Source organism: Sorangium sp. So ce185 (genome assembly GCF_051526825.1).
Classification (GTDB): Bacteria; Myxococcota_A; Polyangia; order Polyangiales; family Polyangiaceae; genus Sorangium; species Sorangium cellulosum_D.
In genome coordinates this window covers 4,244,390-4,268,895 of record NZ_CP150316.1, presented here as the reverse complement: position 1 = coordinate 4,268,895, position 24,506 = coordinate 4,244,390, and the positions used below count along the sequence as shown (strand labels likewise).

General features: G+C 72.8%; 15 protein-coding genes. 9 read left to right on the top strand and 6 right to left on the bottom strand.

What is annotated here, in order from left to right; genetic code table 11:
- Positions 1-409 precede the first annotated feature (409 nt).
- Entirely contained in the window at positions 410-2,947 is a 2,538-nt protein-coding gene (locus WMF26_RS15805; RefSeq protein WP_438000990.1) for a hybrid sensor histidine kinase/response regulator, read from the top strand.
- Positions 2,948-3,069: 122 nt separating this feature from the next.
- On the opposite strand, the gene WMF26_RS15800 is transcribed toward WMF26_RS15805, so the two are convergent.
- From WMF26_RS15800 to WMF26_RS15790, 3 genes are all read right to left on the bottom strand, one after another.
- A complete protein-coding gene (locus WMF26_RS15800) occupies positions 3,070-3,603 on the bottom strand; it encodes a hypothetical protein (RefSeq protein WP_438000989.1) in 534 nt (177 codons plus the stop codon).
- Positions 3,604-4,132: 529 nt separating this feature from the next.
- Positions 4,133-4,507 (bottom strand): response regulator, encoded by a 375-nt coding sequence (locus tag WMF26_RS15795; RefSeq protein ID WP_438000988.1) that lies wholly within the window; start codon positions 4,505-4,507, stop codon positions 4,133-4,135.
- 90 nt (positions 4,508-4,597) lie between these two features.
- A complete protein-coding gene (locus WMF26_RS15790) occupies positions 4,598-7,804 on the bottom strand; it encodes an ATP-binding protein (protein ID WP_438000987.1) in 3,207 nt (1,068 codons plus the stop codon).
- 640 nt (positions 7,805-8,444) lie between these two features.
- On the opposite strand from WMF26_RS15790, the gene WMF26_RS15785 reads away from it, so the two are divergent.
- A complete protein-coding gene (locus tag WMF26_RS15785; protein WP_438000986.1) occupies positions 8,445-9,737 on the top strand; it encodes a cytochrome P450 in 1,293 nt (430 codons plus the stop codon).
- Positions 9,738-9,822: 85 nt separating this feature from the next.
- Positions 9,823-11,115 (top strand): P1 family peptidase, encoded by a 1,293-nt coding sequence (locus tag WMF26_RS15780; RefSeq protein WP_438000985.1) that lies wholly within the window; start codon positions 9,823-9,825, stop codon positions 11,113-11,115.
- Between the two features lie 122 nt (positions 11,116-11,237).
- Here WMF26_RS15780 and WMF26_RS15775 read toward each other — a convergent pair whose 3' ends face one another.
- Complete coding sequence (locus tag WMF26_RS15775; protein ID WP_437940903.1) at positions 11,238-11,627, bottom strand: hypothetical protein; 390 nt, start codon at positions 11,625-11,627, stop codon at positions 11,238-11,240.
- 812 nt (positions 11,628-12,439) lie between these two features.
- Here WMF26_RS15775 and WMF26_RS15770 point away from each other — a divergent pair.
- From WMF26_RS15770 to WMF26_RS15755, 4 genes are all read left to right on the top strand, one after another.
- Positions 12,440-13,474, top strand: coding sequence for a hypothetical protein (locus WMF26_RS15770; protein WP_438000984.1), 1,035 nt, complete (start codon positions 12,440-12,442; stop codon positions 13,472-13,474).
- 274 nt (positions 13,475-13,748) lie between these two features.
- Positions 13,749-15,401, top strand: coding sequence for an FAD-dependent oxidoreductase (locus tag WMF26_RS15765; protein ID WP_438000983.1), 1,653 nt, complete (start codon positions 13,749-13,751; stop codon positions 15,399-15,401).
- Positions 15,398-15,733 carry a 4Fe-4S dicluster domain-containing protein gene (locus tag WMF26_RS15760; protein ID WP_061621483.1) on the top strand — a complete coding sequence of 112 codons (336 nt, stop codon included), beginning with the start codon at positions 15,398-15,400 and terminating at the stop codon, positions 15,731-15,733. The genes WMF26_RS15765 and WMF26_RS15760 overlap by 4 nt, the downstream gene beginning before the upstream one ends.
- A 235-nt stretch (positions 15,734-15,968) precedes the next feature.
- On the top strand, positions 15,969-17,732 hold the full coding sequence (locus tag WMF26_RS15755; RefSeq protein ID WP_438002413.1) for an ABC transporter ATP-binding protein: 1,764 nt from the start codon (positions 15,969-15,971) through the stop codon (positions 17,730-17,732).
- 57 nt (positions 17,733-17,789) lie between these two features.
- On the opposite strand, the gene WMF26_RS15750 is transcribed toward WMF26_RS15755, so the two are convergent.
- Complete coding sequence (locus WMF26_RS15750) at positions 17,790-18,815, bottom strand: phosphatase PAP2 family protein (protein ID WP_437946958.1); 1,026 nt, start codon at positions 18,813-18,815, stop codon at positions 17,790-17,792.
- Between the two features lie 1,376 nt (positions 18,816-20,191).
- Between WMF26_RS15750 and WMF26_RS15745 the strand changes: the two genes are divergently transcribed.
- Positions 20,192-20,581: a KGG domain-containing protein gene (locus WMF26_RS15745; RefSeq protein WP_437946957.1), complete on the top strand. Its 390-nt coding sequence runs from the start codon at positions 20,192-20,194 to the stop codon at positions 20,579-20,581.
- Positions 20,582-20,729: 148 nt separating this feature from the next.
- Here the strand turns inward: WMF26_RS15745 and WMF26_RS15740 are convergent, their stop codons facing one another.
- Positions 20,730-22,673 carry a PE-PGRS family protein gene (locus WMF26_RS15740; protein ID WP_438000982.1) on the bottom strand — a complete coding sequence of 648 codons (1,944 nt, stop codon included), beginning with the start codon at positions 22,671-22,673 and terminating at the stop codon, positions 20,730-20,732.
- 532 nt (positions 22,674-23,205) lie between these two features.
- Here WMF26_RS15740 and WMF26_RS15735 point away from each other — a divergent pair.
- Positions 23,206-24,501: an endonuclease/exonuclease/phosphatase family protein gene (locus WMF26_RS15735; protein WP_438000981.1), complete on the top strand. Its 1,296-nt coding sequence runs from the start codon at positions 23,206-23,208 to the stop codon at positions 24,499-24,501.
- The last annotated feature ends 5 nt before the right edge of the window (positions 24,502-24,506 follow it).

Here is a 24,506-nt window from a genome sequence, read left to right as displayed (position 1 = left end):
GCGGGCGGCGCGGGCGACGTGCGCTCGTTCGGGTCCACGCCGGCTGCGCCGCGTCCGTCCGGCAACGGCGCCGAGGGGCGCTCGCTCGGGCCAGGGCGCGGCGCGCGCCGCCCGCCTCGCGCGGACACCGCGCGCGGACACCGAAAGCCCGACGCGCGACGCGCGGCCCCGGAGCGCGTCCCAAAGCGGAAGCCCGCGCCTCGAGGCGCGTCGAGGCGCGTCGAAGCGGCGGAACGCGGCAGCGCGCTTTTCAGCGCATGGGGCTTGCGTCGTTGTGGGCTCTCGATCAGATGAGACTGGGCGGTAACGACTCGCGCAGAGCCAATTCCTCTCCGCGCCCCGGTTTCAACCCGGAGAGCGGCCTCTCGCGGGAGAGGGGCGTTGCGGTCCCTGCTGCTCCTGGAGAACCATGAACCGGCGGACAACGATGGATTTCGTGCTCGCGGACGCGGCGCGCGAGCCGATCACCTCGCCGCGGCGCGGTGCGGCGCCGGCGGGGCGCTGCGACCGGGAGGCGAGCGCGGAGCCGCCGCCGAGCGAGCGCGCGCGCCGCGCGGTCGTGTGGATCCTCGACGACTCGCCGCTGGAGGCCGAGATGGCGGCGCGCTCGCTCGCCGCCGGGCACGAGGTCCAGGTCTTCACGGACGCCGCGGTGATGCTGGAGCGCGTGACGAGCAGCGAGCTCCCCGACGTCCTCGTGCTCGACCAGGTGATGCCGGGCATGTCCGGCACAGAGATCTGCGGCCTCCTCCGGTCGCGCCCCGCCACGGTCGGGCTCCCGATCCTCATCCTGACCGTCGCCGGGCACGAGCAGGACCTCGTCGAGGGGCTCACCGCGGGCGCCGACGACTACGTGGTCAAGCCCTGCCCCCCGGCCGCCCTGTCGGCGCGCGTCGGGGCGCTCCTCCGCTCGAAGCGGCTCCGCGAGCGCGCCGAGCGGGCCGAGCGCGTCGCCGCCGTGGAGCGCGATCTGCTGCGCGCCCTCATCGATCAGAGCGGCGACGGCATCATGGCCACGGACGAGCGCGGGGTGCTGCGCATCTGCAACGGCGAGGCCCAGCGCCAGCACGGCGTGTATGCGCGGGACGCGAGCGCCGCGATCGAGGCGCTCCGGGCCAATGGGCTGCTCGCCCTGGACGGGCGCCCGCTGCGCCCCGACGAGGACCCGCTCTACCGCGCGATCCGGGGCGAGAAGGTCGAGAACGCGCGCTGGCTCGTGACGCGCCCGGACGGCTCGATCCGCGCGCTCGCCGGGACCGCGTCGCCGCTCCGGCAAGCCGACGGGTCGCCCGCCGGCGCCGTGCTGATCACGCGCGACGAGACCGACGCGCTCGAGGCGGAGCGGGCGCTCCGGGACAGCGAGGAGCGCTACCGGGTGATCATCAGCGCGCTCGAGGAGGGCATCACGCTCCAGGACGAGCGCGGGGTGATCCGCACCGCGAACGCGAGCGCCGAGCGGATCCTCGGGCGGCCCGTGGCGCAGATCGTCGGGTCGACGATGCTGGATCCCGCGTGCAGGTTCGTGCGCGAGGACGGCTCGCCGTTCCCGTTCGAGATGTTCCCCGCGCAGGTCGCGCTCCGGACCGGCGCGCCCCAGTCGGCCGTCCTGCTCGGCATGGAGCGGCAGGACGGCTCGGTCCTGTGGCTCTCGGTGAACGCGCAGCCGCTCCGCCGCGCGGACGGCGCGGTGGCCGGCGTCGTGTCCTCGTTCTTCGACATCACCGCGCGCAAGCGCGCCGAGGAGGAGCGGCAAGGCCTGCTCGCCGCGGCGCAGGCGGCGCGGGAGGAGGCCGAGGCCGCGAGCCACCTGAAGGACGAGTTCCTGGCGACGATGAGCCACGAGCTGCGCACGCCGCTCACGGCCGTCCTCGGCTGGGTCCGGATGCTGCGCACCGGCAAGCTGGCCGAGGATCGGCGCGACAAGGCGCTCGAGACGGTGGAGCGCAACGCGCAGGCGCAGGCGCAGCTGATCGACGATCTGCTCGACATCTCGCGCATCATGGCCGGCAAGCTCCGGCTGGAGGTGCAGCCGGTCGAGCTCGTGGCCGTGCTCGACGCCGCGCTCGAGGTGGTGCGTCCGGCCGCCGACGCCAAGGGGGTGCGGCTCGAGCCGCTCCTCGAGCCCGGGGTGGGCCCTGTCGCGGGGGACGCGGGCCGGCTGCAGCAGGTCGTCTGGAACCTGCTCAGCAACGCGGTGAAGTTCACGTCGCGCGGAGGGTCCGTGCGCATCCGGCTCGAGCGCTCCGAGGCGTCGGCCGAGATCGTCGTGTCCGACACCGGCCAGGGCATCGATCCCGCGTTCTTGCCCTACGTGTTCGAGCAGTTCCGGCAGGCCGAGAGCGGCACCACCCGCAAGCACGGGGGCCTGGGCCTCGGGCTCACGATCGTGAAGAGCCTGGTGGAGATGCACGGCGGCACGGTCCAGGCGCTGAGCGACGGCGAGGGGCGGGGCGCGACGTTCATCGTCCGGCTGCCGCTCTCGGTGGCGGTGAGAGACGCCCGGGATCGCCGGGGGATGTCGCTGCCCGGCGCGGGCGGGACCGAGCGCCCTCCGGAGCTCGAGGGCCTGAACGTGCTCGTGGTGGACGACGAGGACGACACGCGCGAGCTCCTCGTCACGATGCTGGAGCAGTGCGGCTCGCACGTGACGGCGGTGGCCTCCACCGCCGAGGCGCTGCTCGCGCTCAAGGCGCTGCGGCCCGACGTGCTCGTGTCCGACATCGCCATGCCCGGCGAGGACGGCTACGCGCTGATCCGCAAGATCCGCGCGCTCCCGTCGGCGGGCGGCGGGCGGACCCCGGCGGTCGCGCTCACCGCCTATGCGCGCACCGAGGACCGCACGCGCGCCCTGCGTGCCGGGTTCAACACCCATGTCCCGAAGCCGATCGAGCCGGCGGAGCTGCTCGCGGTGCTCGCGAACATCGCTGGATCGCGGGGAGAGGTCTAGCTCCGCCCGCCAGAGGTCCGGCCAGGGATGGCGGACTTCTGCGCGGTTTCGCGGCGGCCTCGCGCGGGCGGACCTGGCTTTGTCTCCCCGGGGCGCGAGGCCGGCCTTTCCGTCTCACGATCTCACAGGCATTCGGATAGGCACGTGATGTACGCGGCGCACCCCTCGTCCGCGGCGCATTGCTCCGCGGATGTATCGATGCAAGCGTCTTCCTGGAGCCCGCCAACGCAGTCCCGGCACGCCTGGTTTCCGACGAGCCCCTGCAAGTCGGCGGATCCATCGTCCCCGCAGGCGTCGGTCTCCGCTTCGGCCGTGTCGCAGTCGCTGGCGCACGTAGCGCTCTCCGCACAACCGCACGCCTCCAGCGTCATCTCGAGGAACGCCACGGCCCCCTGCTGGTTGTCCTCGATGCACTGCGTGGCGCAGTCAGCGCCGCCGCCCTCGCCGCCGCCGCCGCCCTCGCCGCCGCCGCCCTCGCCGCTGCCGCCCGTCCCCGTGCCCGTCGTGACGGTCGAGCTCGACGACGAGGAGGTGGTGGTGCCGGACGCGCCGCCCCCGCCGCCCGCCCCGCCGTCACCGCCCGGGTCGCCGTCATCCGAACAGGCCGCCACCGCGCACGCCGTGACCAGAATCGCTGCGAAGCTGAGACTCTTCATGGAGGTTTCTCCTGACAACAAAGGTTACGCTGCTCCGGCTCGAACGAGACGGCGAACGCCGCCGCCCCTGCGGAGCGTCTTCTCCTTCGCGCTCTGGCGCCGTGCCGCGGCGCCGAGCGTCTACCCACATCAGCGCTTTACACGATGGTTTCTACCGCGTGCGCGCCAACACCCCTCGTCGCCGGCATTGGCCATCTGCCATCCGCGCACTCAGCGTGAGCATTCACACAACCGTCCAGCAGATCCGCCGGCGACGTCCTTGTACAGAAGAGCTGATCTTAGCACGTCGAAAACCTGTGCCATTCCGATTCGCCACGTGGAGAACTTGCTCTCCATGGCGGCCTGAAGGGAGGAGCGCTCCCGGAGGGTGATGCGGGCGGATGAATCCGAGACGGGCGCCGCGGCGATGAGGCCGCTTGCCTATTTGCCGCTGCTGTTCACGACAGCCGTGCTCTCGGTCGCGTGGATTCCGCCGTGAGGCACCCTACCCGCGCCGCGCCTCGGCCAACTCGATAGCTGCGCGGGCGGCTCACTCGCTACGGCAGCTCCGCTCGATGGTGTCCATCAGCTTGAGCACGTCGAACGGCTTGCTGATCACCGCGTCCGCGTCGATGCCGGCGCGGTCCGTCCCGCCGCGCGCGGTCATCACCACGATCGGCATGGAGGCGAGCATCGGGTCGCGCTTCTGCTCGGCCCGGAACTGGAACCCATCCATGACCGGCATCATCAGGTCGAGCAGGACCAGCGAGATGGACGACGGATCGTCCCGCAGGTAGTCCAGGGCCTCGCGCCCGTTCGCGACCGACGCGACCAGATACCCCTCATCTTCCAGGAGCTCGCTCAACGTCTGGCGGATCGCCGCGTCGTCGTCGACGATCAGGATGCACTTGTTGGGACGGCTCATCGTCATGCGCAATCGCTCTCTCCCCGAGGCAGCAGGGTCCTGTGGCGCCTCGGCCAGGCGCCGGCCCGCGACCCGCTCGCGCCGATCGCCTCAGGCGCGCCCGGAGGCCGGCCCGCCCCCCGGCAGCGCGGCGGCAGGGCCGGCCAGCGGCAGGGTGACCTTGAAGGTCGAGCCCTCGCCCAGGACCGAGCTCACCTCGATCGAGCCGTCCAGCGCCTCGACCAGCTGCCTCGTGATGTAGAGCCCCATGCCCAGACCGCCATAGTGCCGCGCCGACACGGCGCGCTCGAACCGCCCGAAGATCCGACCGAGGTTCTCCGGCGCGATCCCGATACCGTGGTCCGCGATCGTGAGCGTGGCGCTCGAGCCCGCCGAGTCGACGGCGATCTCGATGGGTTTTCCCTGACCGTACTTGAGCGCGTTCGAGACGAGGTTGTCGACGACCTGCTCGAGCCGCAGCCGATCCCAGTTGCCGGCGCCGTCGTCGCCCGCGCTCACGGTCACCCGGGAGCCGGACTCCGCGATCTCCCCGCCCTCGTGGAAGCGGGCCACCACCTGCCGGACGATCTCCGACAGCCGGACGGGCTCCAGGTCGAGGGCGAGGCGCCCCGCGGAGATCCGGGAGATGTCGAGCAGGTTGTCGACGAGCCGCCTCAGCCGCTCGCCCTGGCGGCGGACGAGCCCGAGCCGGTCGGTGAGCCACGCGAGGCGCTCCTTGTCGGGGCAGAGCTCCGGCGCGCGGCGCGTCAGGATCTGGATCTGCAGCGACAGCGGGGTGAGCGGCGTCTTCAGCTCGTGGGAGGCGATCGAGAGGAACTCGTCGCGCAGCGCGATCGCGCTCTGGGCGTCCTTGTACAGGCGCGCGTTGTCCACGGCGAGCGCGCAGCGGCGCGCGAGCTCCTCCGCGCCCGCGAGGTCCTCCCGGCTGTACCGGCGCCCGGACTGCGCGGCGATGAAGGTGAGCGTCCCGAAGAGCCGCCCCCGCCGCGCCAGCGGGACGCACATGTACGAGCGCCCCCCCATGGCCCGCATCACCCGGAGGTGCTCCTCGTCGTGCGCGATGCCGCGCATGTCCTCCTCCGTGAGGCGCTCGACGAGGAGCGGCTCCCGCGCGATGAACACCCGCGTCGACGGGTGCTCGCGGTTCCCGTCGAGCTTGAGCGTGAAGCGCTTCGCCTCCTCGGCCAGGGCCGCCTGCGAGGGGTCGGCGCAGGCCACGCTCACCCGCCGGAACGTGCCCTCCTCCTCGTCGAGCAGGTCGACGAGGCAGAAATCGGCGAGGACCGGCACCGCGAGCTGCGCGACCCGGGCGAGCGTCGTCGGGTAGTCCAGCGAATCGGCGAGCACCACGCTCGCCGCGTCGAGGAAGCGGGGCAGCTCCAGCGCGCGCTCCCGCTCCGCGGCCTCGGCCGCCCTCCGCCGCATCCGCGCCATCTCGATCTGCGTCCGGACGCGCGCGAGGAGCTCGCGCGCCGAGAACGGCTTCACGAGGTAATCGTCCGCCCCCGTGTCGAGGCCCTCGACGACCGCATCCTCGCCCGCGCGCGCGGACAGGAGCATCACGGGGACCATGCTCGTCCTCGGATCCGCCCGGAGCTCGCGGAGGAGGGAGACGCCGTCGAGCCCGGGCATGATCACGTCGCTCACCACGAGGTCCGGCGGGCGCGCGAGCGCCGCGTCCAGGGCCGCCCGTCCGTCGGAGACCGCCTCCACGTGCCACCTCGGCGAAAGGAGGTGGACGAGGTAGTCGCGCATGTCCGCGTTGTCGTCGGCGACGAGGACGCTGCCCTCCCGCTCCCCCGGCGCGGCCCCGGCGCGGGCCTCCGGCGCGGCCCCGGCGCGCTCCTCCGGCGCGGCCCCGGCGCGCTCCTCCGGCGCGGCCCCGGCGCGCTCCCCCGGCGCGGCCCCGGCGCGCTCCTCCGGCGCGGCCCCGGCGCGCTCCTCCGGCGCCGCTCCGGCGCGAGCCTCGGGGCCTCCGGGCGCCGCGCCTTTGCGCGCCTGCGGACACCACTGCGACGCCTCGATCACGTGGAGGCTCGTGCCGACCGGCGAGGGCGCGGCCTCCGGGGCGGCCGCGGCGACGCGCTCGGCGGGCAGGTGCGCGTGGCCCCTCGGGATCGACACGGTGAACGCGCTCCCCCGGCCCGGCTCGCTCGAGACGCGCACGGCCCCCCCGTGGACCTTGACGAGCTCCTGGACGAGGGCGAGCCCGATGCCGGTGCCCTCGATGCTCCGGCAGCGCGCGCCGTGGACGCGGTGGAACCGCTCGAAGATGCGCGGGAGCTCGTCCGCCGGGATCCCGGCGCCGGTGTCGCGCACGCACAGCTCGACGTGGTCTGGAGAAGGCTGGAGCGAGACCGCGATCTCCCCTTCGAACGTGAACTTGAAGGCGTTCGACATGAGGTTCGAGACGATCTTCTCCCACTGCGCCCGGTCGACGTAGATGGGCTCAGGCAGCGGCGGGCAGTCCACGACAAGCGACAGGCCCGCGCCCTCGACCAGCGAGCGAAAGGAGCTCGCGAGCTCCGCGGTGAGCCGCGCGAGGTCGGTCGGCTCGAACGTCCGCTGGAGGCGCCCCGCCTCGATGCGGGAGAAGTCGAGCAGCGTGTTGACGAGCCGGAGGAGCCGCAGGGTGCTGCGGCGCACCGCGGCGAGGCCATCGCCCGAGAGCGAGGCGCCGGGGTGGGCCAGCGCGTCCTCGACGCGCCCGAGGATGAGGGTGAGCGGGGTGCGGAACTCGTGGCTCACGTTGGCCACGAACTCCGTCTTGAGGCGGTCGAGCGTCGCGAGCTCGTCCCTGTGCCGGGCGACCTCCCGCTCGAGCCGCCGCTGCTCGGTGACGTCGCGCCCCTCGGCGATCATGAAGACGACGTTGCCTTGCCGGTCCTTGACGGGCTTCAGGTTGAAGTCGATCGTGATGATCTCCTCGCCCCGGTTGCCCCCGAGGATCTCCACGTCGTACCGGACGAACTCGCCGCGCGCCGCGTGCCGCACCGCGTCCTTCAGCCGCTCCTGGGCCTCGGGCGCGCCCTGCCACCAGCGGCAGTCCCAGAACGGCACTCCGTGCACCTGCCCGAGCCCCACGCCGGCGCCGCGGACCGAGGCGTAGTTCGACTCCCAGTTCGTGCCGCGGGCGTCGAGCAGGCCCCAGAACTGGAAGGCGCTGTTCATCGCGACCCGCGCCGCGAGCAGCCGCATCAGCCCGGACTCGCGCCCTGGGCTCGCGCGCGCGAGCTCCTGCTTCAGGAGCTCGGTGTCCTGGAGGAGGCGTTCCTCGGAGTCGTCTACGGGTCTCACGATCGTGAGGTCTTCCAGGCGTTCGATGAAGTCGCGCCCTTCCGCTCGTTCCTCGCTGCACCGCTGTTTCATCCCGTCGCTCATCCCGCCTGCGGCTCCGCTCCACGCAGGGAACAGCTCATCGTGAAGCGCTTAGTGGAGATCGACCTTCGCGCAAGGCCCGATCGCCTGGGCGCGGGCGAGCGAGCTTTTGTGGACGGTCGCGATGTCTGGATACGCGGGCGGGCCGGGCTTTGGGGCGCGCGGCGCCGCGTCCGGCTGCCGGCCCGGCCGGCGGCGTGGCGGGCAGCCGGACGCGGCGCCGCGATGTCTGGTAAGCTCGCCGGCCATCCACCATGAGCGCGCCCCCCGAGGTCGTCGTCGTCGGCAACATCGGCATCGACACGAACGTCTATCTTCATGGCGAATCCATCGACTGGAGCGTCGAGGGGAATTTCACCCACAACACGGACTCCGTGGGGCAGGCGGGCGGGTACGCGAGCCGCGGCTACGCGGGCCTCGGCGCCTGCAGCGCGGCGATGGCCGGCGCGCGGCTCCGCCATTTCAACCTCGGGTGCGCACCGCCCACGGCGTTTTCGGCCGTGCGCGCTGGGCGCAGCGCCCTTTCGCGCGATCACCGAACCCGATACGCTCGGGCACTATGGTCGAAGAGAGCACGCGTCAGGAGCCGCCGGTCGCCGACAGGTTGCGTCGCGTCGGCGCGCTGTTCGAGCCCTTCTCGTCGAGCTATGCGGACAACCCCGCGCTGGCGTTCTATCAGGCGGCGCACCGGGAGGCGCCGGTCGCCTACAGCGAGGCGTTCTCCGCTTACCTCGTCGTGGGGCACGCCGAGCTCACGCAGGTGCTCCGCGAGCCGGTCGGGTTCTCCTCGGCGCACATCCTCGACCTGCCGCCGGATCTGCCGCCGGAGGTGACCGCCGAGCTCCAGCGCGGCGTCTACCAGATGCCGCCGGCGCTCTTCAACAACGACCCTCCCGGGCACACGCGCGCGCGGGCGCTCTTCTCCAAGGCGTTCACGCCCGCGCGGGTCGCCTCCCTCGAGCCGACGATCGCCGAGGCGGCGGAGGCGCTGGTCCGCGCGATGGCGCCGGGCGACGACCCGGTGGATCTGATGCAGGCGCTCGCCTTCCCGCTCCCCTTGCAGATCATCACCGCGCTCATCGGGATACCGCTCGTGGACGCGCCGCTGCTCAGGGCTTGCCAGGACGACCGACTCAAGCTCTACGACCCGGCGCTCGACAAGGCGCGCCAGGTCGAGGCGGCGCGGAGGTGCGTGGCCTACGAACGATATCTGGCCGACCTCATCGAGCGACGCCGCGGCGCGCCTGCCGACGACCTGATCACCGCCCTCATCGGCGCCCGTGTCGACGGCGAGGCGCCCCTGTCGGTGGAAGAGATGATCTCCCACCTCATCGTCCTGTTCTTCGCCGGCTACGAGACCGTGGCGAGCCTGATCGGCTCGCTCGTGCTCCGCCTGCTCGAGACGCCCGCGCTGTGGGACGCCATCGGCAGCGACCCGGCGCTGCTCCAGGCGGCGATGGAGGAGACGCTCCGGATCGACGCCCCGGTGCAGATGGAGCCGCGGCGCGCGACGGCGCCGGCGGTGGTCGGCGGCGTCGAGATCCCCGCGGGGGCCACGGCGTTCGCCTTCTTCGGCGCCGCGAACCACGATCCGGCGATATTCCCGGATCCGCTGCGGTTCGACGTGAATCGCTTTGCCGCCGGCCCGCGCGCGCGGCACCTCGGCTTCGGCTGGGGTGTTCACACCTGCATCGGCGCCTCGCTCGCGCGCATCGAGGTGCGGTGCGCCGTGCAGGCGCTGCGCGCTGCGTTCCCCGGCCTGCGCCTCGCCGCCGAGGCGCGCCCGAGCTATGCGCCCAGCATGTTCTTTCGGAAGCCCACGGCCTTGCCCGTGACGCTCGGCGCGGCGTGACCGGGCGGCTCCTCCTGCCGGCCGACGGCGAATCCGCGCCGGCGGGCGCCGGCGACGCGCCCGGCCATCGACTATCCTCGCGCCGATGCCCCGTCGCCTCAGCCTCGCCGCCGGCGCGGCGCTCGCCGTCGCGCTAGTCTCGTCGCCCGGCCTGCTGTCGTGCGCCCGGCCCCAGCCCTCCGCGCCTTCCCCTCCCGCCGCGCCCCCCTCGCCCTCCGCGCGGCCAGCGGCGGCGCCGCCGGCCGACGGCGCGCGCCGCCGCGCTCGCGAGCTCGGCATCGTCATCGGCCGCCTGCCCACGGGCAGGCTGAACGCGATCACCGATGTCCCCGGCGTGCGGGTCGGGCACGTCACCCACCATCGGGGCGCTGGCCGGCTCGCCCCGGGCAAGGGGCCGGTGCGGACCGGCGTGACCGTCATCCTGCCGACGTCGGACGACTTCTGGCACAACAAGCTCCCTGCCGCGAGCTTCGTCCTGAACGGCAATGGGGAGATGACCGGGCTGCACTACGTCAACGAGTTCGGCGTCCTCGAGTCGCCCATCGTCTTCACCAACACGCTCGCCGTCGGCCGCGCGTTCGACGGGGCGGTCCAGTACATGCTCCGGCGTTATCCGGCCATCGGCATCGACGAGCCCACGGTGGGGCCCATCGTCGGCGAGTGCGACGACAGCGCGTTGAACGACATCCGGGGGCTGCACGTGTCGGCCGAGGACGTGCTCGCGGCGGCGGAGCAGGCGGCGGACGGGCCTGTCCAGGAGGGGGCGGTCGGCGGGGGAACGGGCATGATCTGCTACGATTTCAAGTGCGGTATCGGCACGGCCTCGCGCGTCGTGCCGGAGGCCGCCGGCGGGTTCATCGTGGGCGCCATCGTGCAGGCCAATTTCGGGGCGCGGGGCGAGCTGCGGATCGACGGCGTGCCGGTCGGCCAGGAGATCCGCGACCTCTTGCCCGTGCCGGATTACCACAGCGAGGGCTCGCTGCTCGCCGTGGTCGCGACCGACGCGCCCCTGTCGGCGCGGCAGCTCGGGCGGGTCGCGCGCCGCGTCTCGCTCGCGGTGGGGCGCACGGGCACGATCTCCCGCGACGGGAGCGGCGACCTGTTCCTGGCCTTCGCGACGGGGAACCGGATCGCGGCCGAGCCGAGGGAGCTGACCCGGACGCTCCGCGAGGTGGACGACGGGCGCCTCAACCCGCTGTTCCAGGCGGCCGTGGAGGCGGTGGAAGAGGCGATCCTCAACGCGCTGACCATGGCGACGACGACGTTCGGGCAAGACGACCACGTCGCTTACGCCATCCCGCTCGACCGGCTGCGCGAGGTGATGAGAAGGCACGGGAGGCTCGGGGAACCGGAGCCACCGGTGCGAGAGGCGCGCTAAGCCGGACCTGCTCAGCGCGCGGGACGCTGCCTTTCGTAGGGTTCAGCGCGCGGATCTGCTCCGGCGTCGGTGGAGGAGCGCAGCGTCGGCCTGCCCTCCGAGGAGAATTGATTTACAGGTCTTCATGGGTCGGCGCAGGGATATGCGCTGACGACGAGGCCCACCCCGTACTGCCCTACCGAGCGCAGCACGCCCGGTTCGAGCTCGATGGATCTGGCGCTCATGGCCTCGATGAACAGCGCGAAGTCGACCACCGCCGTCGCCCCGGATTGTACCAGCGCAGCGACCTGCGGCGCGAGCGAGAGAAACACCCTCATCGCCTCTTCGACCGCGAGCGACGTGTCCTCGTTCTCCGCCAGCAGGACGTTGCACCCGGAGGTCGCGCTGATCTTGCCGCCGTGTCGCCGTTCGCCCGCGCGCCAGACCTGCTCGAGGGCGGTCTCTGGAATCCACGTCAGGCACTGATCCACATCGAGATGTTTCCCCTGAATCCTGAGCACGACCGTGGTCACACCGGCACCCCCTCTTCTGCCACTGCCGCGGGAAGTGGCCCCGTTTCAGGAGAAAAGCACCATGGCGCCAAGGAGGAGAGAGGAAGCACGTCCCGGCATTTTTCCCTCTACTCCTCTGGTTTCTTGGCGTCTTGGTGGTTCGCTTCGCAGCCCGACTTCCCGCAGTAGTGCTACCACGCCCCCGCTCCCCATCGCCGGCCTTTCCGTCTCCCCCGGCAGGTTGCCGCTCGCCTCCCCGCCTGCTGCGCTCACCTCCCCACCTCCGATGCTCGCCTCCCCGCCTCCGGCGCCGTCACCCCCGGCTCGCCCGACTCGCCCCCCCGCCTCCGCCATCTCGCTCCCCACCTCGCCGGACTCATCCCCCGCCTTGCCCGGCTCGCCCCCCGCCTCGCCCCCCGCAGTCCCCGCGGGGCACGCGCCCTCCGAGCCGGGGATGGCCCTCGCCGCCCCGGGGGCTCCCGCCGCCGCCCCCCCGGCGACCCACCGCCGTGCCGGGGGCTCCGCGCCACGCCCCCCGGCGCCGTCCCGCAGGACCCCGGCGCACTCCTCCCGAGCGCGGTCCTCTGGCGAAGGGCCCGCGCCGCGCGCTCCCCCATCTCGCGAGACCGACGCGCCCCTGTCCGCGCGGCAGCCCGCGGAGCCGCGGGGGTCGGTCGGAGGAGAAGGCGTGTGAATGTTCGATCCCAGAGGCGCATCTGACTCGACCCACCCGCCTCAGTAGCGAGCGCCAGGCGAGCTGGCGTCTCATCCATTCTTCTGGAGGGAATGTTGATATGGCAATCGGCAAGACGAGGACGAGCGTTCTGTCGGCGATGAGTCTGGTCCTCTGCGCCGCGCTGCTGCCGGTCGGCGGCTGCGCGCAGCACGGCGACCCCCTCGACGCGGGAGAAGCCGACGGCTCCCGCCTGGGGATCGCGCGCTTGAGCGTCCAGGCAGCGCCGACGACCGCGGGCGACATCACGCGGGTCACCGTCACCGTTCTGAGCGGCCCCGAGGCCGAGCTCGCGCGCGATCCCGACGGCAACTTCAGCGGCACCCTGCTCTTGCCCGAGGGCTCGCACCAGCTCGTCGGCAACGCCTTCGTCGGAGACCAGCTCGTCGGCACCAGCGCTCCGGCCTCGGTCGAGATCCAGGGCGGCGCAGCGACGCAAGCCATCCTCCGGATCCTCGATCTCGCGGAGGCACACGACATCGAGCACAGCCCGATCGTGCTGGGCCTGACCTACCCGCTCTCGACCGTGGTGAACCAGCCGGCGCAGCTCTCGATCTCCGCGGTCGATCTGGACGACGACGCGCTCGCCGTCGAGTGGACCAGCGACTGCGCCGATGGGGTGTTCTCGGCGCCCACGGCGTTCGTGACCGACTTCACCAAGCCCGCCGCCGGCACCTGTGAGGTGAGCGTGAGCGTGACGGACGGCGAGCTCTCCGCGAGCGAGACGTTCTCGATCATGATCTTCGAGGAGAGCCAGGCCCAGGGCGCCGTGATCATCGACGGCCGATTCATCGCCAGGCCAGAGATGCGCCTGACGTTGCAGTGGCCTGATGCTTCCTGCTTCGTCAACTCGTACCTCGCCGACGGCACCTGCCAAGAGCCCATCACGGCGCCCGGTCGCGTCGAGCTGCTCTTGCGCGTCGAGTGGGGCGATTCGTCTCCTGGGCCGGTCGAGGTCACCGACAGCTGCGGTGGCGCCATCACGTACACCGGTCTCTCTTACTATCACAGGTACGACTGGCAGCCGCCGACGGCTCAGGCTGCGTGCTCGATCACGGCTCGCTCCACGAACGGCGACGGCCTGAGCGGCCTGCTGTCAGCCGCCGTCCTGGTACGCCCGGAGCAGGCCGAGTAGCGGGAGGCGCGTCGAGGGCGATTTCACCACGACATTGACGCGATCGCCTGCGCTCTGCGGGACGTGCCCTGCCCGCTCGACCCTCACCGGCGTGACTGCGCCGGGGCACCCGCCGCCCGGGCGCTCCCGGCCTGCCACCCCTGTCCTGCGCGCGCCGCAGCAGCCGATCACCACCCGGCTGCTGCTGAGGCAGCAGCGGAGCCCCCTGCCGCACGTCCACGCCGGCCGCAGCGCTGGCCCGATCGGTGCTTGGGCCCGCCGCGGCGGATCCCCGATGAGCACCCCTGCGACGCCGTCCCCACCCCTCGCCTCCGAGATCGACGACGTCGCCGACGTCCTGGTGATCGGCGGCGGCCCCGCCGGCGCGTGGGCCGCGCTCGGGGCCGTCGCGAGCGGCGCGCGCAGCGTGGCGCTCGTCGACAAGGGATACTGCGGCACCTCCGGCGCCACGGCCCCCGCGAACACCGGCGCCTGGTACGTGACGCCCGACGGCGACGCGCGCGAGCACGCCATCGAGGCGAGGTTCGCGCGGAGCGGCGGGCTCGCGCACCGCGACTGGATGGCGCGCGTCCTCGACGCGACCTGGGAGCAGATCAACCGCCTCGCCGAGTGGGGCTATCCCTTTCCGCTGGACGACAGCGGCCTTCAATACCGCGCCAACCTGCGGGGCCCCGATTACATGTATTTCCTGCGCCGCCAGCTCCGGCGCGCGGGCGTCCGCATCCTCGACCACGCCCCTGCCCTCGAGCTCCTCGTCAGCGACGGCGTGGTCGCCGGCGCGGCCGGCCACGCCCGCCAGCAGGACGCCGCGTGGCGCATCCGCGCCGGCGCCGTGGTCCTCGCGAGCGGCGGCTGCGCGTTCCTCAGCAAGGCGCTCGGCTGCGACGTCAACACCGGAGACGGCACCCTGATGGCCGCCGAGGTCGGCGCCGAGCTCTCCGGGATGGAGTTCTCGGCGCAATACGGCATCAGCCCCGCCTACGCCTCGGTCACCAAGGGGCTGCCCTATTTCTGGGCGACCTTCACCACCGAATCGGGCGAGGTCATCGACAGCCGGGGCAATCGCATGCTCGCGGTGGCCAGAGCGCTGCGCCAAGGGCCGGTGTACGCGGTGCTCGACCGCGCCGGCCCCGAGATCCAGCGCTGGCTGCGCGACGGACAGCCGAACTGCTTCCTGCCCCACGACCGGCTCGGGATCGACCCCTTCAAGCAGCGGTTCCCCGTCACCCTCCGCTCGGAGGGCACGGTGCGCGGCAGCGGCGGGATCCGCATCGTCGACGACGGGTGCGCGACCGGCGTCCCGGGGCTCTACGCCGCGGGCGACGCGGCCTCGCGCGAGCTCATCGTCGGCGCCTCGAGCGGCGGCGGGAGCCCCAACGCGGCCTGGGCCATCTCGAGCGGCACCTGGGCGGGCCGCGGCGCGGCCCTCTTCGCGCAGCGCCTCGGCGACCGCGCCGCCGCGAGGGCCGTGCGCCCCGCCGGGACCGTCGGCCTCCGGCCCGGCGGGACGGCGGGCGGGCTCGGCGCGAAGGAGATCATCGACCTGGTCCAGCAGGAGGTGCTGCCGCTCGACAAGAACCTCTTCCGCCGGGGCGATCGGCTGGCGGCCTCGGTCGAGCGGCTCGACGGCGCGTGGCGCGACGCCGAGGCGCACCTCCACGCCGCAGGCGCCGCCCGGGTCCGCGCGCGCGAGGCCGCCGCGCTGCTGGCCACCGCGCGGTTCTGCTACAGGAGCGCCCTCGCGCGCGCCGAGTCCCGGGGCCTGCACCAGCGCACCGACCTGCCGCACACCGACCCGGACCAGGCCCACTGCCTCGCGACCGGCGGGCTCTCGTCCATCTGGGTCGAGCCTCGCCGGCCCACGCATGGGTCCGGCCCGCCCGCCCCTGACGCCCCTGACGCCTCTGATCGAGGAGACCTCGCATGATCGAGCTCTTGAGCGACGCCCGCTGCATCGACTGCAACCTCTGCGTCAAGGTCTGCCCCACGAACGTCTTCGAGGCGCGGCCGGGCGAGGCGCCCGTCATCGCGCGCCAGGAAGACTGCCAGACCTGCTTCATGTGCGAGCTCTACTGCCCGACCGACGCGCTCTACGTGAGCCCGCTCGCCGAGCGCCGCGATCCCGTCGCCGAGGAGCGGCTGGCGCAGGATGGCCGCCTCGGGAGCTACGCGCACCACCTCGGGTGGCGCGCCGCGCGGCCCGGCGGTACGGATCGCGACCCCACGTTCCGGTTCCGCGCCGTGACGGCCGGGCAGTGAACACAACAGCGTGACGCTCCCTGCGCCGGCGCTCTCCCTGCCCGCGCGGGGCGGGCGCCGCGCGGGGTGGAAGAGCAGACGACCGTCGGCCCATGAGGGCGCGCGAGGCGCCCAGGACAATGCGGTGGAATCCAAGACCTCTCTGCAGCGCGCCCCCGGCGCTCCGGCGCTGCCGGACACGCCCTTTCGGTTCATCCTTCATTTCGTTCGCCGGTACCGCGCCTGGTATCTGGCGATGTTCGTGTTCGAGTCGGCCCACGCGTCGTTCGGGATCATGATCCCTTATGCCATCGGGCAGGTGATCAAGGGCGTGACGCAGGCGCCGGACGGCGACCGGGCCGCGCTGAGCGGCCAGCTGCGCAGCCCGCTGACGCTGTTCGTCGCGCTCATCGCCGGCGAGTTCCTGTTCAGCCGCGTCGCGGGCCTCTGCCAGATCCTCGTCGGGCCGTGGCAGCGCCAGAACGTGACCCGCAATCTCTACGCCTACCTCCAGCACCACTCCCACCGGTATTTCAGCAACAACTTCGCCGGGGCGCTCGCCCACCGCATCAGCGAGACGTCGATGGGCGTCTCGCAGACGCTGTGGGCCATCCTGTTCGACTTCTGGCCGATCGCCATCGTCTTCTCCGTCTCGATCGGCCTGCTCTACCGCGCTCACCCGGAGCTCGCGGCGTTCGTCTCGGCCTGGGCGGCGCTGTTCGTCGGCATCTCTTACTGGCTCGCGACCCGCTGCCAGCCGCACGCGGTGCGGGCCGCGGGCGCGCGGAGCGAGACCACGGGCAAGGTCGTCGACTCGGTCACGAACCTCACGAGCGCGCGGCTCTTTGCCCGGCTCGGCTTCGAGCGTGAGTACCTCGACGAGCAGCTCGTCCGGGAGCTCCGGGCGGTGCGCCGGTCGAACTGGTACTCCGAGCGCGTGCGCTGGTTCCAGTTCGCGTCGGCCGCGCTGCTCAAGGTGGGGACGCTCTACTACGCGCTCGCGCTCTGGCAGCGCGGCGCCATCGGCGTCGCCGAGTTCGTGATGGCGACCAGCCTGTCGCTCCTCATCATCAACGAGGCGCGCAACCTGAGCCGCCGCTTCCTCGAGTTCTTCGAGTTCGTCGGCAACGTCGCGAACGGGGTGAACACCATCATCCGCTCCCACGAGCTCGTCGACCGGCCGGGCGCCGTCGCGCCGCGCATCGAGCGCGGCCGGATCGAGCTCCGGAACGTCACCTTCGGCTACACGCCGGACGACACGATCTTCGAGGGGCTCAGCGTGACGATCCCGCGCGGCCAGCGGGTCGGGCTCGTCGGCTTCTCCGGCTCCGGCAAATCGACCTTCGTCAACCTCATCCTGCGCCTCTACGACATCGACTCCGGTCAGATCCTGATCGACGGCGTGGACATCCGCGACATGACGCAGGACGCGCTGCACGCGCAGCTCAGCCTGATCCCGCAGGACCCGAGCCTCTTCCACCGGACGCTCCTCGACAACATCCGCTACGGGCGCCTCACCGCGACCGACGAGGAGGTCGTCGAGGCGGCGCGCAAGGCGCGCGCGCACGAGTTCATCGCGCAGATGAAGGACCAGTATCGCTCCATGGTCGGCGAGCGCGGCGTCAAGCTCTCGGGCGGCCAGCGCCAGCGCATCGCCATCGCGCGGGTCATCCTGAAGGACGCGCCGATCCTCATCCTCGACGAGGCGACGTCGAGCCTCGACTCCATCACCGAGAAGGCCATCCAGGACACGCTCGACGGGGTCATGAAGGGCAAGACGGTGCTCGTCGTGGCCCATCGCCTCTCGACGATCGTCCACCTCGATCGCATCCTCGTGTTCGAGGACGGCCGGATCATCGAGGACGGCACCCACGCCGAGCTGCTGGCGCGGAACGGGGCCTACAAGCGGCTCTGGAGCAAGCAGTCGGACGGCTTCCTGCCCGACGGGGGCGCCGAGGAGCGCCGGGGGGCGCCGCGGGCCCAGGCGGCCCCGGCGCAGAGCGCGGTCCCGGCCACGTGAGGCGCGGCGCGCGGGCGGCTCAGGCGGGCGGCGGCGCCGCCGCCGGAGGCGCCGCCGCTACCGGAAGGTCCACGGCTGCGGCTGGTCCATGCGGGCGCGGAGGCCCTCCTCCCAGCGGACGAGCCGCGGCGTGAGCCACGCCGCCCCCGTGGCCAGCGCGACGCCGGCGACCACGTCGACCGCGTAGTGCCAGCGGAGGAGCATGGTGGAGATGATGATGTTGAAAGAGAAGAACGCGGCCACCACGGCCAGCCAGAAGAGGCGCCGGTCCGTGCGCGCGCGGTGGAACGTGTACAGGGCGAACCAGAGCGGCGCGGCCGTGTGCAGCGAGGGAAAGACGTCCTTCATGGCGCCGCCGGCCTGCACGATGCTGCTCACGCACCCCCAGAAGAAGCCGCCGTCGAGCGGCCCCTGATAGAGGTGGCTCAGCGCCTGGATCGGGCCGTACGCCGGGACCGCCATGTAGCCGAGCTGGCCAACGCAGTAGACGATCGACGTGCCGACCGCGTACTCGGTCGTGCCGCGGCCGGGGCGGGCCACCCAGACCGCCAGCACCATCGAGGTGAAGCAGATGAAGAAGTAGCTGAAGTAGAAGAAGGAGAACCACTCCACGATGGGGCGCGTGTTGAAGCGCTCCATCCAGAGCGCCGGCTCGAACCGGAAGAGGAGGAGGTCGAGCTGGAGGAGCTCCGCGTCGAGGCTGTCGCTCCGGACCGTCGGCAGGATGGTCCGGAGCGAGAGGTAGTTGAGGAGGAAGGTGCCGACGAGCGAGAGCCGGTAAACCACGCTCCGCAGCAGGCTGGGCACGAACGTCGCGCGGCGCACGAACACGCAGAGGGACACGAGCGCGGCGATGGCGGCCAGATTGCGGTGCACGCACTGCGCTTGCACCTCGGAGGGCGGCGCGCCGAGCAGGCAGACCGTCGTCACGACGAGGTAGCCGATGAGGATCGCGTCCTGGAGGGCGAACACGGCGACCAGGCCGCGCAGCGCGTCCTTCAGGAGCGTGCCGGGGCGCTCGATGTCGACCAGGCCGCGGGAGCCGGCGACTTTATCACAGTCCGTTGTCAGCCTCTCTTGCATACGGGAATGTTCCAGGGATGGCGTGATGCGCGCGTGGGTCGCCTACGTCCGTTGCGTCCGTTGCGTCAGGTCGCTCTGTATCACGTGTGGCGTCGCCGTGACATCCGTGACGAGCGCGCGCGCGCGCATCTTGGAGAGCAACTCGGAGGCCACGCGGACGTCGAGTTTTTGACGGGCTGCTCCGCGTTGCGCGACGGCCGCGGGCGCCGCGCCGCGCGCCGGAGCGACGCGCCCCGGGCGCGGCCCGCCGCCGCGCCGCGCGTGCGAACGCGCAGCGCGCCGCTTCGCGCGTGCGAACGCGGCGACGCAGCGGCGCAGCTCCTACGCGTCCCACCGTGCGCTTTCGCTTTCTGATCCTCACTGCCGAGCTCCGGAGCGCGCAGAATCTGCGCGACTGCAGCTCCGCAGGATCTGCGCGCTCGCCGTACCCACCGCGCCTGTCGGACGCCGGTGATGCGGTGATCACGATCGCGAGAAGCGCAATGTCGACCCGCCGAGGGCGCGCCCGGGCGAGCGTCGCTCCGCGGCGTGCGCGTCGCTCGCGCTGCGCCTCCCCGAGCGGCGTGCGCCTCGGCCTGACGATGGGCCTTGAGCGGCGTGCCCGTCGCGGTCAGGACGCGCGGCTGCTCTCGATCGTCAAGGCCCACGCGCGCTGGCCCCGGCGATCCCGATGGCGGCGCGGCGCCGTGACGGCGTCGCGTGCGGTGTCGCGCGGTATCGCGCGGTGGAGCGTGATGGTGGGTAAGGCGCGGTGAGGCGACGTGGATGACTTTCCCGCTTTCCCACCTTCTCTTCTTCTTCGGCGATCTCTCCGGATGAACGGCGGCGCACCGCCGGCCGCGCGGCGCCGCGCCGACGGGGAGCGCGGCCAGCCGCCTCGTCCGCGCGACGGCGAGCGCTGAAGGCCAGACGAAACGCGCTGAGCTCGTGAGCTCGCGCGCGTCCGCTCGCCGCGGATCTCGGCGGCGCGCGGACGAGGCGCGATGGCCCGCGCGCCCACGGCCGGTGGGGCAGTCTGCCGCGACGCGGATCTCCTGCTGAAAACCTGGATCGGCCAGGCTGAGCAGCGCGCCTCGCGAGCTGAGCGGCGTAGAAGCCCGCGATCCGCGTCGCGACGCGTTTGCGCCGACGCGCACCGTTGTCGTTCGCCCTGGGCGAGACGCCCCCGGGACGACCGCGGGCTCGCGCGGCGATCCCCGGGAGCGCTCGCTGGATCCGCGCTGGAGAGGCCCAATTTCCATGGGTTCTACTCCATGGCATCCACGTTGCAGTTACCCCTCCTGCCGACATCGTTCAGCGAAGATCGGGCGGGGTGCCGCAGCTGCGTTGTCCCGCGCCGGCGCCGAGCGATGCGCCAGACACCAAGGAGACCTATCATGGCACAGCAACAAGGGCAGAGCAGCAGTCGTGGGTTCGCGGCGATGGACCAGAAGCAGCAGCGTGCCATCGCGAGCATGGGTGGCAAGGCCGCGCACGAGAAGGGCACAGCCCACGAGTTCAGCTCCGAGGAGGCCCGCGCCGCGGGCCGCAAGGGCGGCGCGGCCGTGAGCCGGAACCGCGAGCACATGGCCGCGATCGGCCGCAAGGGCGGCGCGGCCGTGAGCCAGAACCGCGGGCACATGGCCCAGATCGGCCGCAAGGGCGGCGAGGCGCGCGGCGACGGCTCGAGCAACGCGAGCGCCGCGCAGGCCGAGGGCGAGCGCGAGCAGGGCGGCAGCCACGAGCAGCACGTCCAGGCCGGCCAGCAGAGCCACGAGGCCCACTGATCGGCGCCGCTGCCGGCGGCCCCCGGCGCGCGGGTACGCGCGGCAACTGGGGCCGGCTCGCGCGTACGCGCGGCAGCTGGGCTCGCCAGCTGCTCGCGCGCGCCGCCCCGCGGAGCTCGACGAAGCTCCGCGCGGCCGTGCGAGGTCGTCAGGGCGAGAGGGTGACGAGGAAGACGTCGCCGTTGTTGCGATCGCGCGCGGGCGCGCTGTGCTCGAGGGCGGGGAGCCCGCCGCCGAGCTCGAGCCGCTCGCCGCAGAAGAGGCCCGCCACCACCGTGTTTCCGCCGGCGGTGACCGCCTGCGCGGTGGCGTACGAGAAGAACTGATCCCGGTAGACATCGGACCAGAGCTCCTCGGAGAAGTCCGGGCTGAGCTTCGCGACGAACGCGTCGCCCGTCGAGGGCGCGCCGACCGAGAGGGGCTCTCCGCCGAGCGAGAGCGACCTCGTGAAGTAGCCGCTCAGCACGTGGTTGCCCCAGGGATCCTGCGAGAAGCCCCACACGAACTCGTCGCCGTCGGACAGGAACGCGCGCGCGGCGAGCGGCTCCCCCGCATCGGCGTCGAGCCGGGCGACGTAGAGGTCGTATCCCGCCGCCTCGGTGTGCTCGACGTCGATGGAGCCGACCTGGAACGGCGCCCGGTGATTGCCGAGGACCACGGGGTGGCCGTCGACGCCGACGCTGACGTACTTCGCGTACTGCTCGCCGGCGGCGCCCAGCGAGCTCGCCCAGACCAGGCTGCCCGACGCCAGATCGAACCGGGCGACGAGCCCGTCGATGCTGTAGATCGGCTCGCCGCCGCCCCCGGCGCCGCCGGCGCCCGACGTCACGCCGCTGACGGCGCTCTCCAGGAGCCGGTGGTCGATCGCGAGCCTGCCGCCGAACGCGCCGGCCACGTAGAGGGCCGAGCCGCTGGTCGCGAGGCTGGCGAGGCGCTGCCAGCTCTCGAGGGACCCGAACCGCTTGCTCCAGAGGTGGCCGCCGGCGGCGTCGAGCTTCGCGACGACGGCGCCGTCGCTGCCGGTGCCCGTGAGCTCGGCCCCGGGATCCTCGCTGAAGTTGATGGCGCCGTCGGCGACGCCGAGGACCACGATCTCGTCCTCCGCGGTGACGGCCAAGGCCGAGGCGTACTGGTCGAGCGCGTCGCCGAAGCGCTTGCTGAAGAGGTGGTTGCCGTCGGGGTCGAGCTTGGCGACGAAGATGTCCCGCTCGCCGGCGCTCACGAGCGCCGTGCCCGGGTCCGCGCCGAAGTTGAGGGTCCCCTCGAACTCGCCGGCGATGACGATGTTGCCGCTCGAATCCGTGGCCACCGCGATCGCGTATTGATCCGACGCGTCGCCGAAGCGCTTGCTCCAGAGGTGGCCCCCGGCCGGGTCGAGCTTCACCACGAAGATGTCGTGTTGGCCCGCGCTCACGAGGCGGTCGGCGTCGCCGCCGAAGTTGATCGCGGTCTGGAAGCCGCCGACCAGGACGACGTTCTCGCCCTGATCCGCGGCGATCGCCTCGACGCGCTCGCCCCTCTCCTCGCCGGCGCTGGCGCCCCAGAGCGCGTCTCCGAGGAACTCGGGAGGCTCGCCGCCGCCGCCTTCGCCGCCTTCGCCGCCGCTGCCGCCGGCGCCGCCGAAGCCGCCGACGCCGCCCGGCCCGGCGCCGCCGGTGCCGCCCGCGCCGCCGAAGCCGCCGACGCCGCCCGGCCCGGTGCCGCCGGTGCCGCCGGTGCCGCCAGCGCCGCCGGCGCCGCCAGAGCCGCCTTGCCCGCCGGCGCCGCCCGCGCCGCCAATGCCGCCGGTGCCGCCCGCGCCGCCTTGCCCGCCGGCGCCGCCCGAGCCGCCCGAGCCGCCGGCGCCGCCCTCTCCGCCGAAGCCGCCTTGCCCGCCGGCGCCGCCCGAGCCGCCCGAGCCGCCTTGCCCACCGGATCCACCGTCGCCACCGCTGGCCCCCGCGCCCCCGTCCCCGCCGACGCCGCCATCCCCGCCGACACCGCCCTCACCGCCGCCGCTCGATGAAGCGTTGGTGCCATCGTCAGGCTCCGAGTCGCAGCCGCCGCAGCCCACGGGGAGCCCCATGCTCGTCAGCAGAGCAATCTGGGCCACTCTCGTCACGAAGCGCTCTCTCATCATTCCTCCATGTCTCGACGAAGAACCCTCGCCGCGGGGCGTTCGGTGGAGCCAAGGATGGTCCGGTACCCCATCGCTGTGGGGTGTCGAACGTCCTATCCGCTGTGTCGTGAAGCTGGAGTACGCGTGCCCGCCGTTCGAATCAACAGCTGTCTCGGCGAAATCCGGGGCGACAACCTGCTACCTCCGGTTCCGCCTCCACGGCACATCCCGATTCCACAGCGCGCGCCGCGCGAGCGCGGCGCGCCCCGAGACAGCGCGCCGCGGTTCGCCTCAGCGCCCGTCCCGCGCTTCGCTCCCCCAGATCGAGCGCGCGCCCCGCGCGTCGCTTCCCCACAACGATGCGCGCCGGCGCTCGACGCGCGGCCGCCCTGCCCGGTGCAGCTTTGTCCCATTGTGGCGGAATGCCTCACCGCGCCCACACGCGAAGGCGGGACGTCCTCGGCCGCGCGCGCCGTGCGGGGCGGCGGGCGGCCGCGGTACGCGATCTGCATCGTGCAGCAGCCTGATGCAGACGGCTTGGCTTCGGAGCGCGGCGATCCTCGGTGCGCTCGCGCTCTCCGCGTGCAGCGGCGACAAGAGCCGCGCGCGGGAGAGCGCCGGCGCGCCCGAGGGCGGCGTCGCGCCGCCGGCCGCCGCGCCGCAGCCGGGCGCGCCGGAGGACGCGGCGCGCGGCAGCGCCGGGCCGAAGCAGGCGTCGCCGTTTCGCGTGGCCACCTACAACGGCGGGCTCGCGATGGGCGTGCTCAAATACGTCGACGAGCGGGCGGAGCCGCTCATCCGCGCGCTCGCCGAGCAGCCCGCGGACCTGCTCTGCGTGCAGGAGTTCTGGCTCGAGGAGCACTGGCAGCAGCTCGTCTCCGCCACGTCCAGCGCCTTGCCGCATACCTTCCGGCTGCCCCCCGGCCACGAGGACGGCGGCTGCACGCAGCAGGAGACCGAGCCGCTCGTCGCGTGCGCCGCGAAGAGCTGCGCCGGCCTGACCCAGCACGCCTTGCTCCCGTGCCTCCTCCAGAGCTGCTCGGCGAGGCTCACCAGCCTGTCGCCCGACTGCTTCAACTGCCTCTCCGCGAACCCGCGGCAGGGGCCTGACGAGCTTGCTCGAGCGTGCCTTCGCACACGCACGAACAGCGCCGCCGGCGCGCGTCCCCCCGCGCGCGCCGGCGGCGCGACGGCCGTGGAGGCCTACGCCGGGGCCTCCGGCACCGCCATCCTGACGAACGCCGAGATCCTCGAGCGCGACGCGCTGGTGCTCCCGTCCGCGATCGATCGGCGCGCGGTGCTCTATGCCCGCATCTCGCCCCCTTCCGTCGGCGAGCTCCACGTCTTCTGCACCCACCTCACGGCGAGCCTGGAGGGCGTCCCGCACCCCCGCAACACGTCGTGGCAAAAGGACCAGTCCGCGCAGATCGACGCGCTCCTCGACTACATCGATCGCAAGACGGGCGGCCGCGGCGCGACCGCGCTGCTCGGCGATCTCAACACCGGCCCGGCCAAAGCGCCCGCGATCTCGGCGCGCCTGCCCGCCCATTACGACCGGCTGCTCGCGCGCGGCTTCGTGAACCCCTACGCGTCCCAGGAGGACGCGAAGTGCACGTATTGCTTCGACAACCCCCTCGACGGGGGGACGGGCACCCGCGGGCTGCTGATCGACCACGTGCTGCTGCGCGGCTTCGAGGGCGACGCGCGCGGGGCCCAGATCATGCGGTCGAACCTCACGATCGAGGCGGGCAAGAAGAAGGTGAAGAGCGGCTTCTCCGACCATTACGGGCTGCTCGTCACCCTGTCGAGGCGCGACACATGACGCTC

Bases quoted from the DNA above. Each gene is read 5' to 3' on its own strand.
- WMF26_RS15785 (WP_438000986.1), top strand. From the start codon at position 8,445: ATGGTCGAAGAGAGCACGCGTCAGGAGCCGCCGGTCGCCGACAGGTTG.
- WMF26_RS15755 (WP_438002413.1), top strand. From the start codon at position 15,969: ATGTTCGTGTTCGAGTCGGCCCACGCGTCGTTCGGGATCATGATCCCT.
- WMF26_RS15795 (WP_438000988.1), bottom strand. From the start codon at position 4,507: ATGAGCCGTCCCAACAAGTGCATCCTGATCGTCGACGACGACGCGGCG.
- WMF26_RS15805 (WP_438000990.1), top strand. From the start codon at position 410: ATGAACCGGCGGACAACGATGGATTTCGTGCTCGCGGACGCGGCGCGC.
- WMF26_RS15760 (WP_061621483.1), top strand. From the start codon at position 15,398: ATGATCGAGCTCTTGAGCGACGCCCGCTGCATCGACTGCAACCTCTGC.
- WMF26_RS15800 (WP_438000989.1), bottom strand. From the start codon at position 3,603: ATGAAGAGTCTCAGCTTCGCAGCGATTCTGGTCACGGCGTGCGCGGTG.
- WMF26_RS15735 (WP_438000981.1), top strand. From the start codon at position 23,206: ATGCAGACGGCTTGGCTTCGGAGCGCGGCGATCCTCGGTGCGCTCGCG.
- WMF26_RS15750 (WP_437946958.1), bottom strand. From the start codon at position 18,815: ATGCAAGAGAGGCTGACAACGGACTGTGATAAAGTCGCCGGCTCCCGC.
- WMF26_RS15745 (WP_437946957.1), top strand. From the start codon at position 20,192: ATGGCACAGCAACAAGGGCAGAGCAGCAGTCGTGGGTTCGCGGCGATG.
- WMF26_RS15780 (WP_438000985.1), top strand. From the start codon at position 9,823: ATGCCCCGTCGCCTCAGCCTCGCCGCCGGCGCGGCGCTCGCCGTCGCG.
- WMF26_RS15765 (WP_438000983.1), top strand. From the start codon at position 13,749: ATGAGCACCCCTGCGACGCCGTCCCCACCCCTCGCCTCCGAGATCGAC.
- WMF26_RS15770 (WP_438000984.1), top strand. From the start codon at position 12,440: ATGAGTCTGGTCCTCTGCGCCGCGCTGCTGCCGGTCGGCGGCTGCGCG.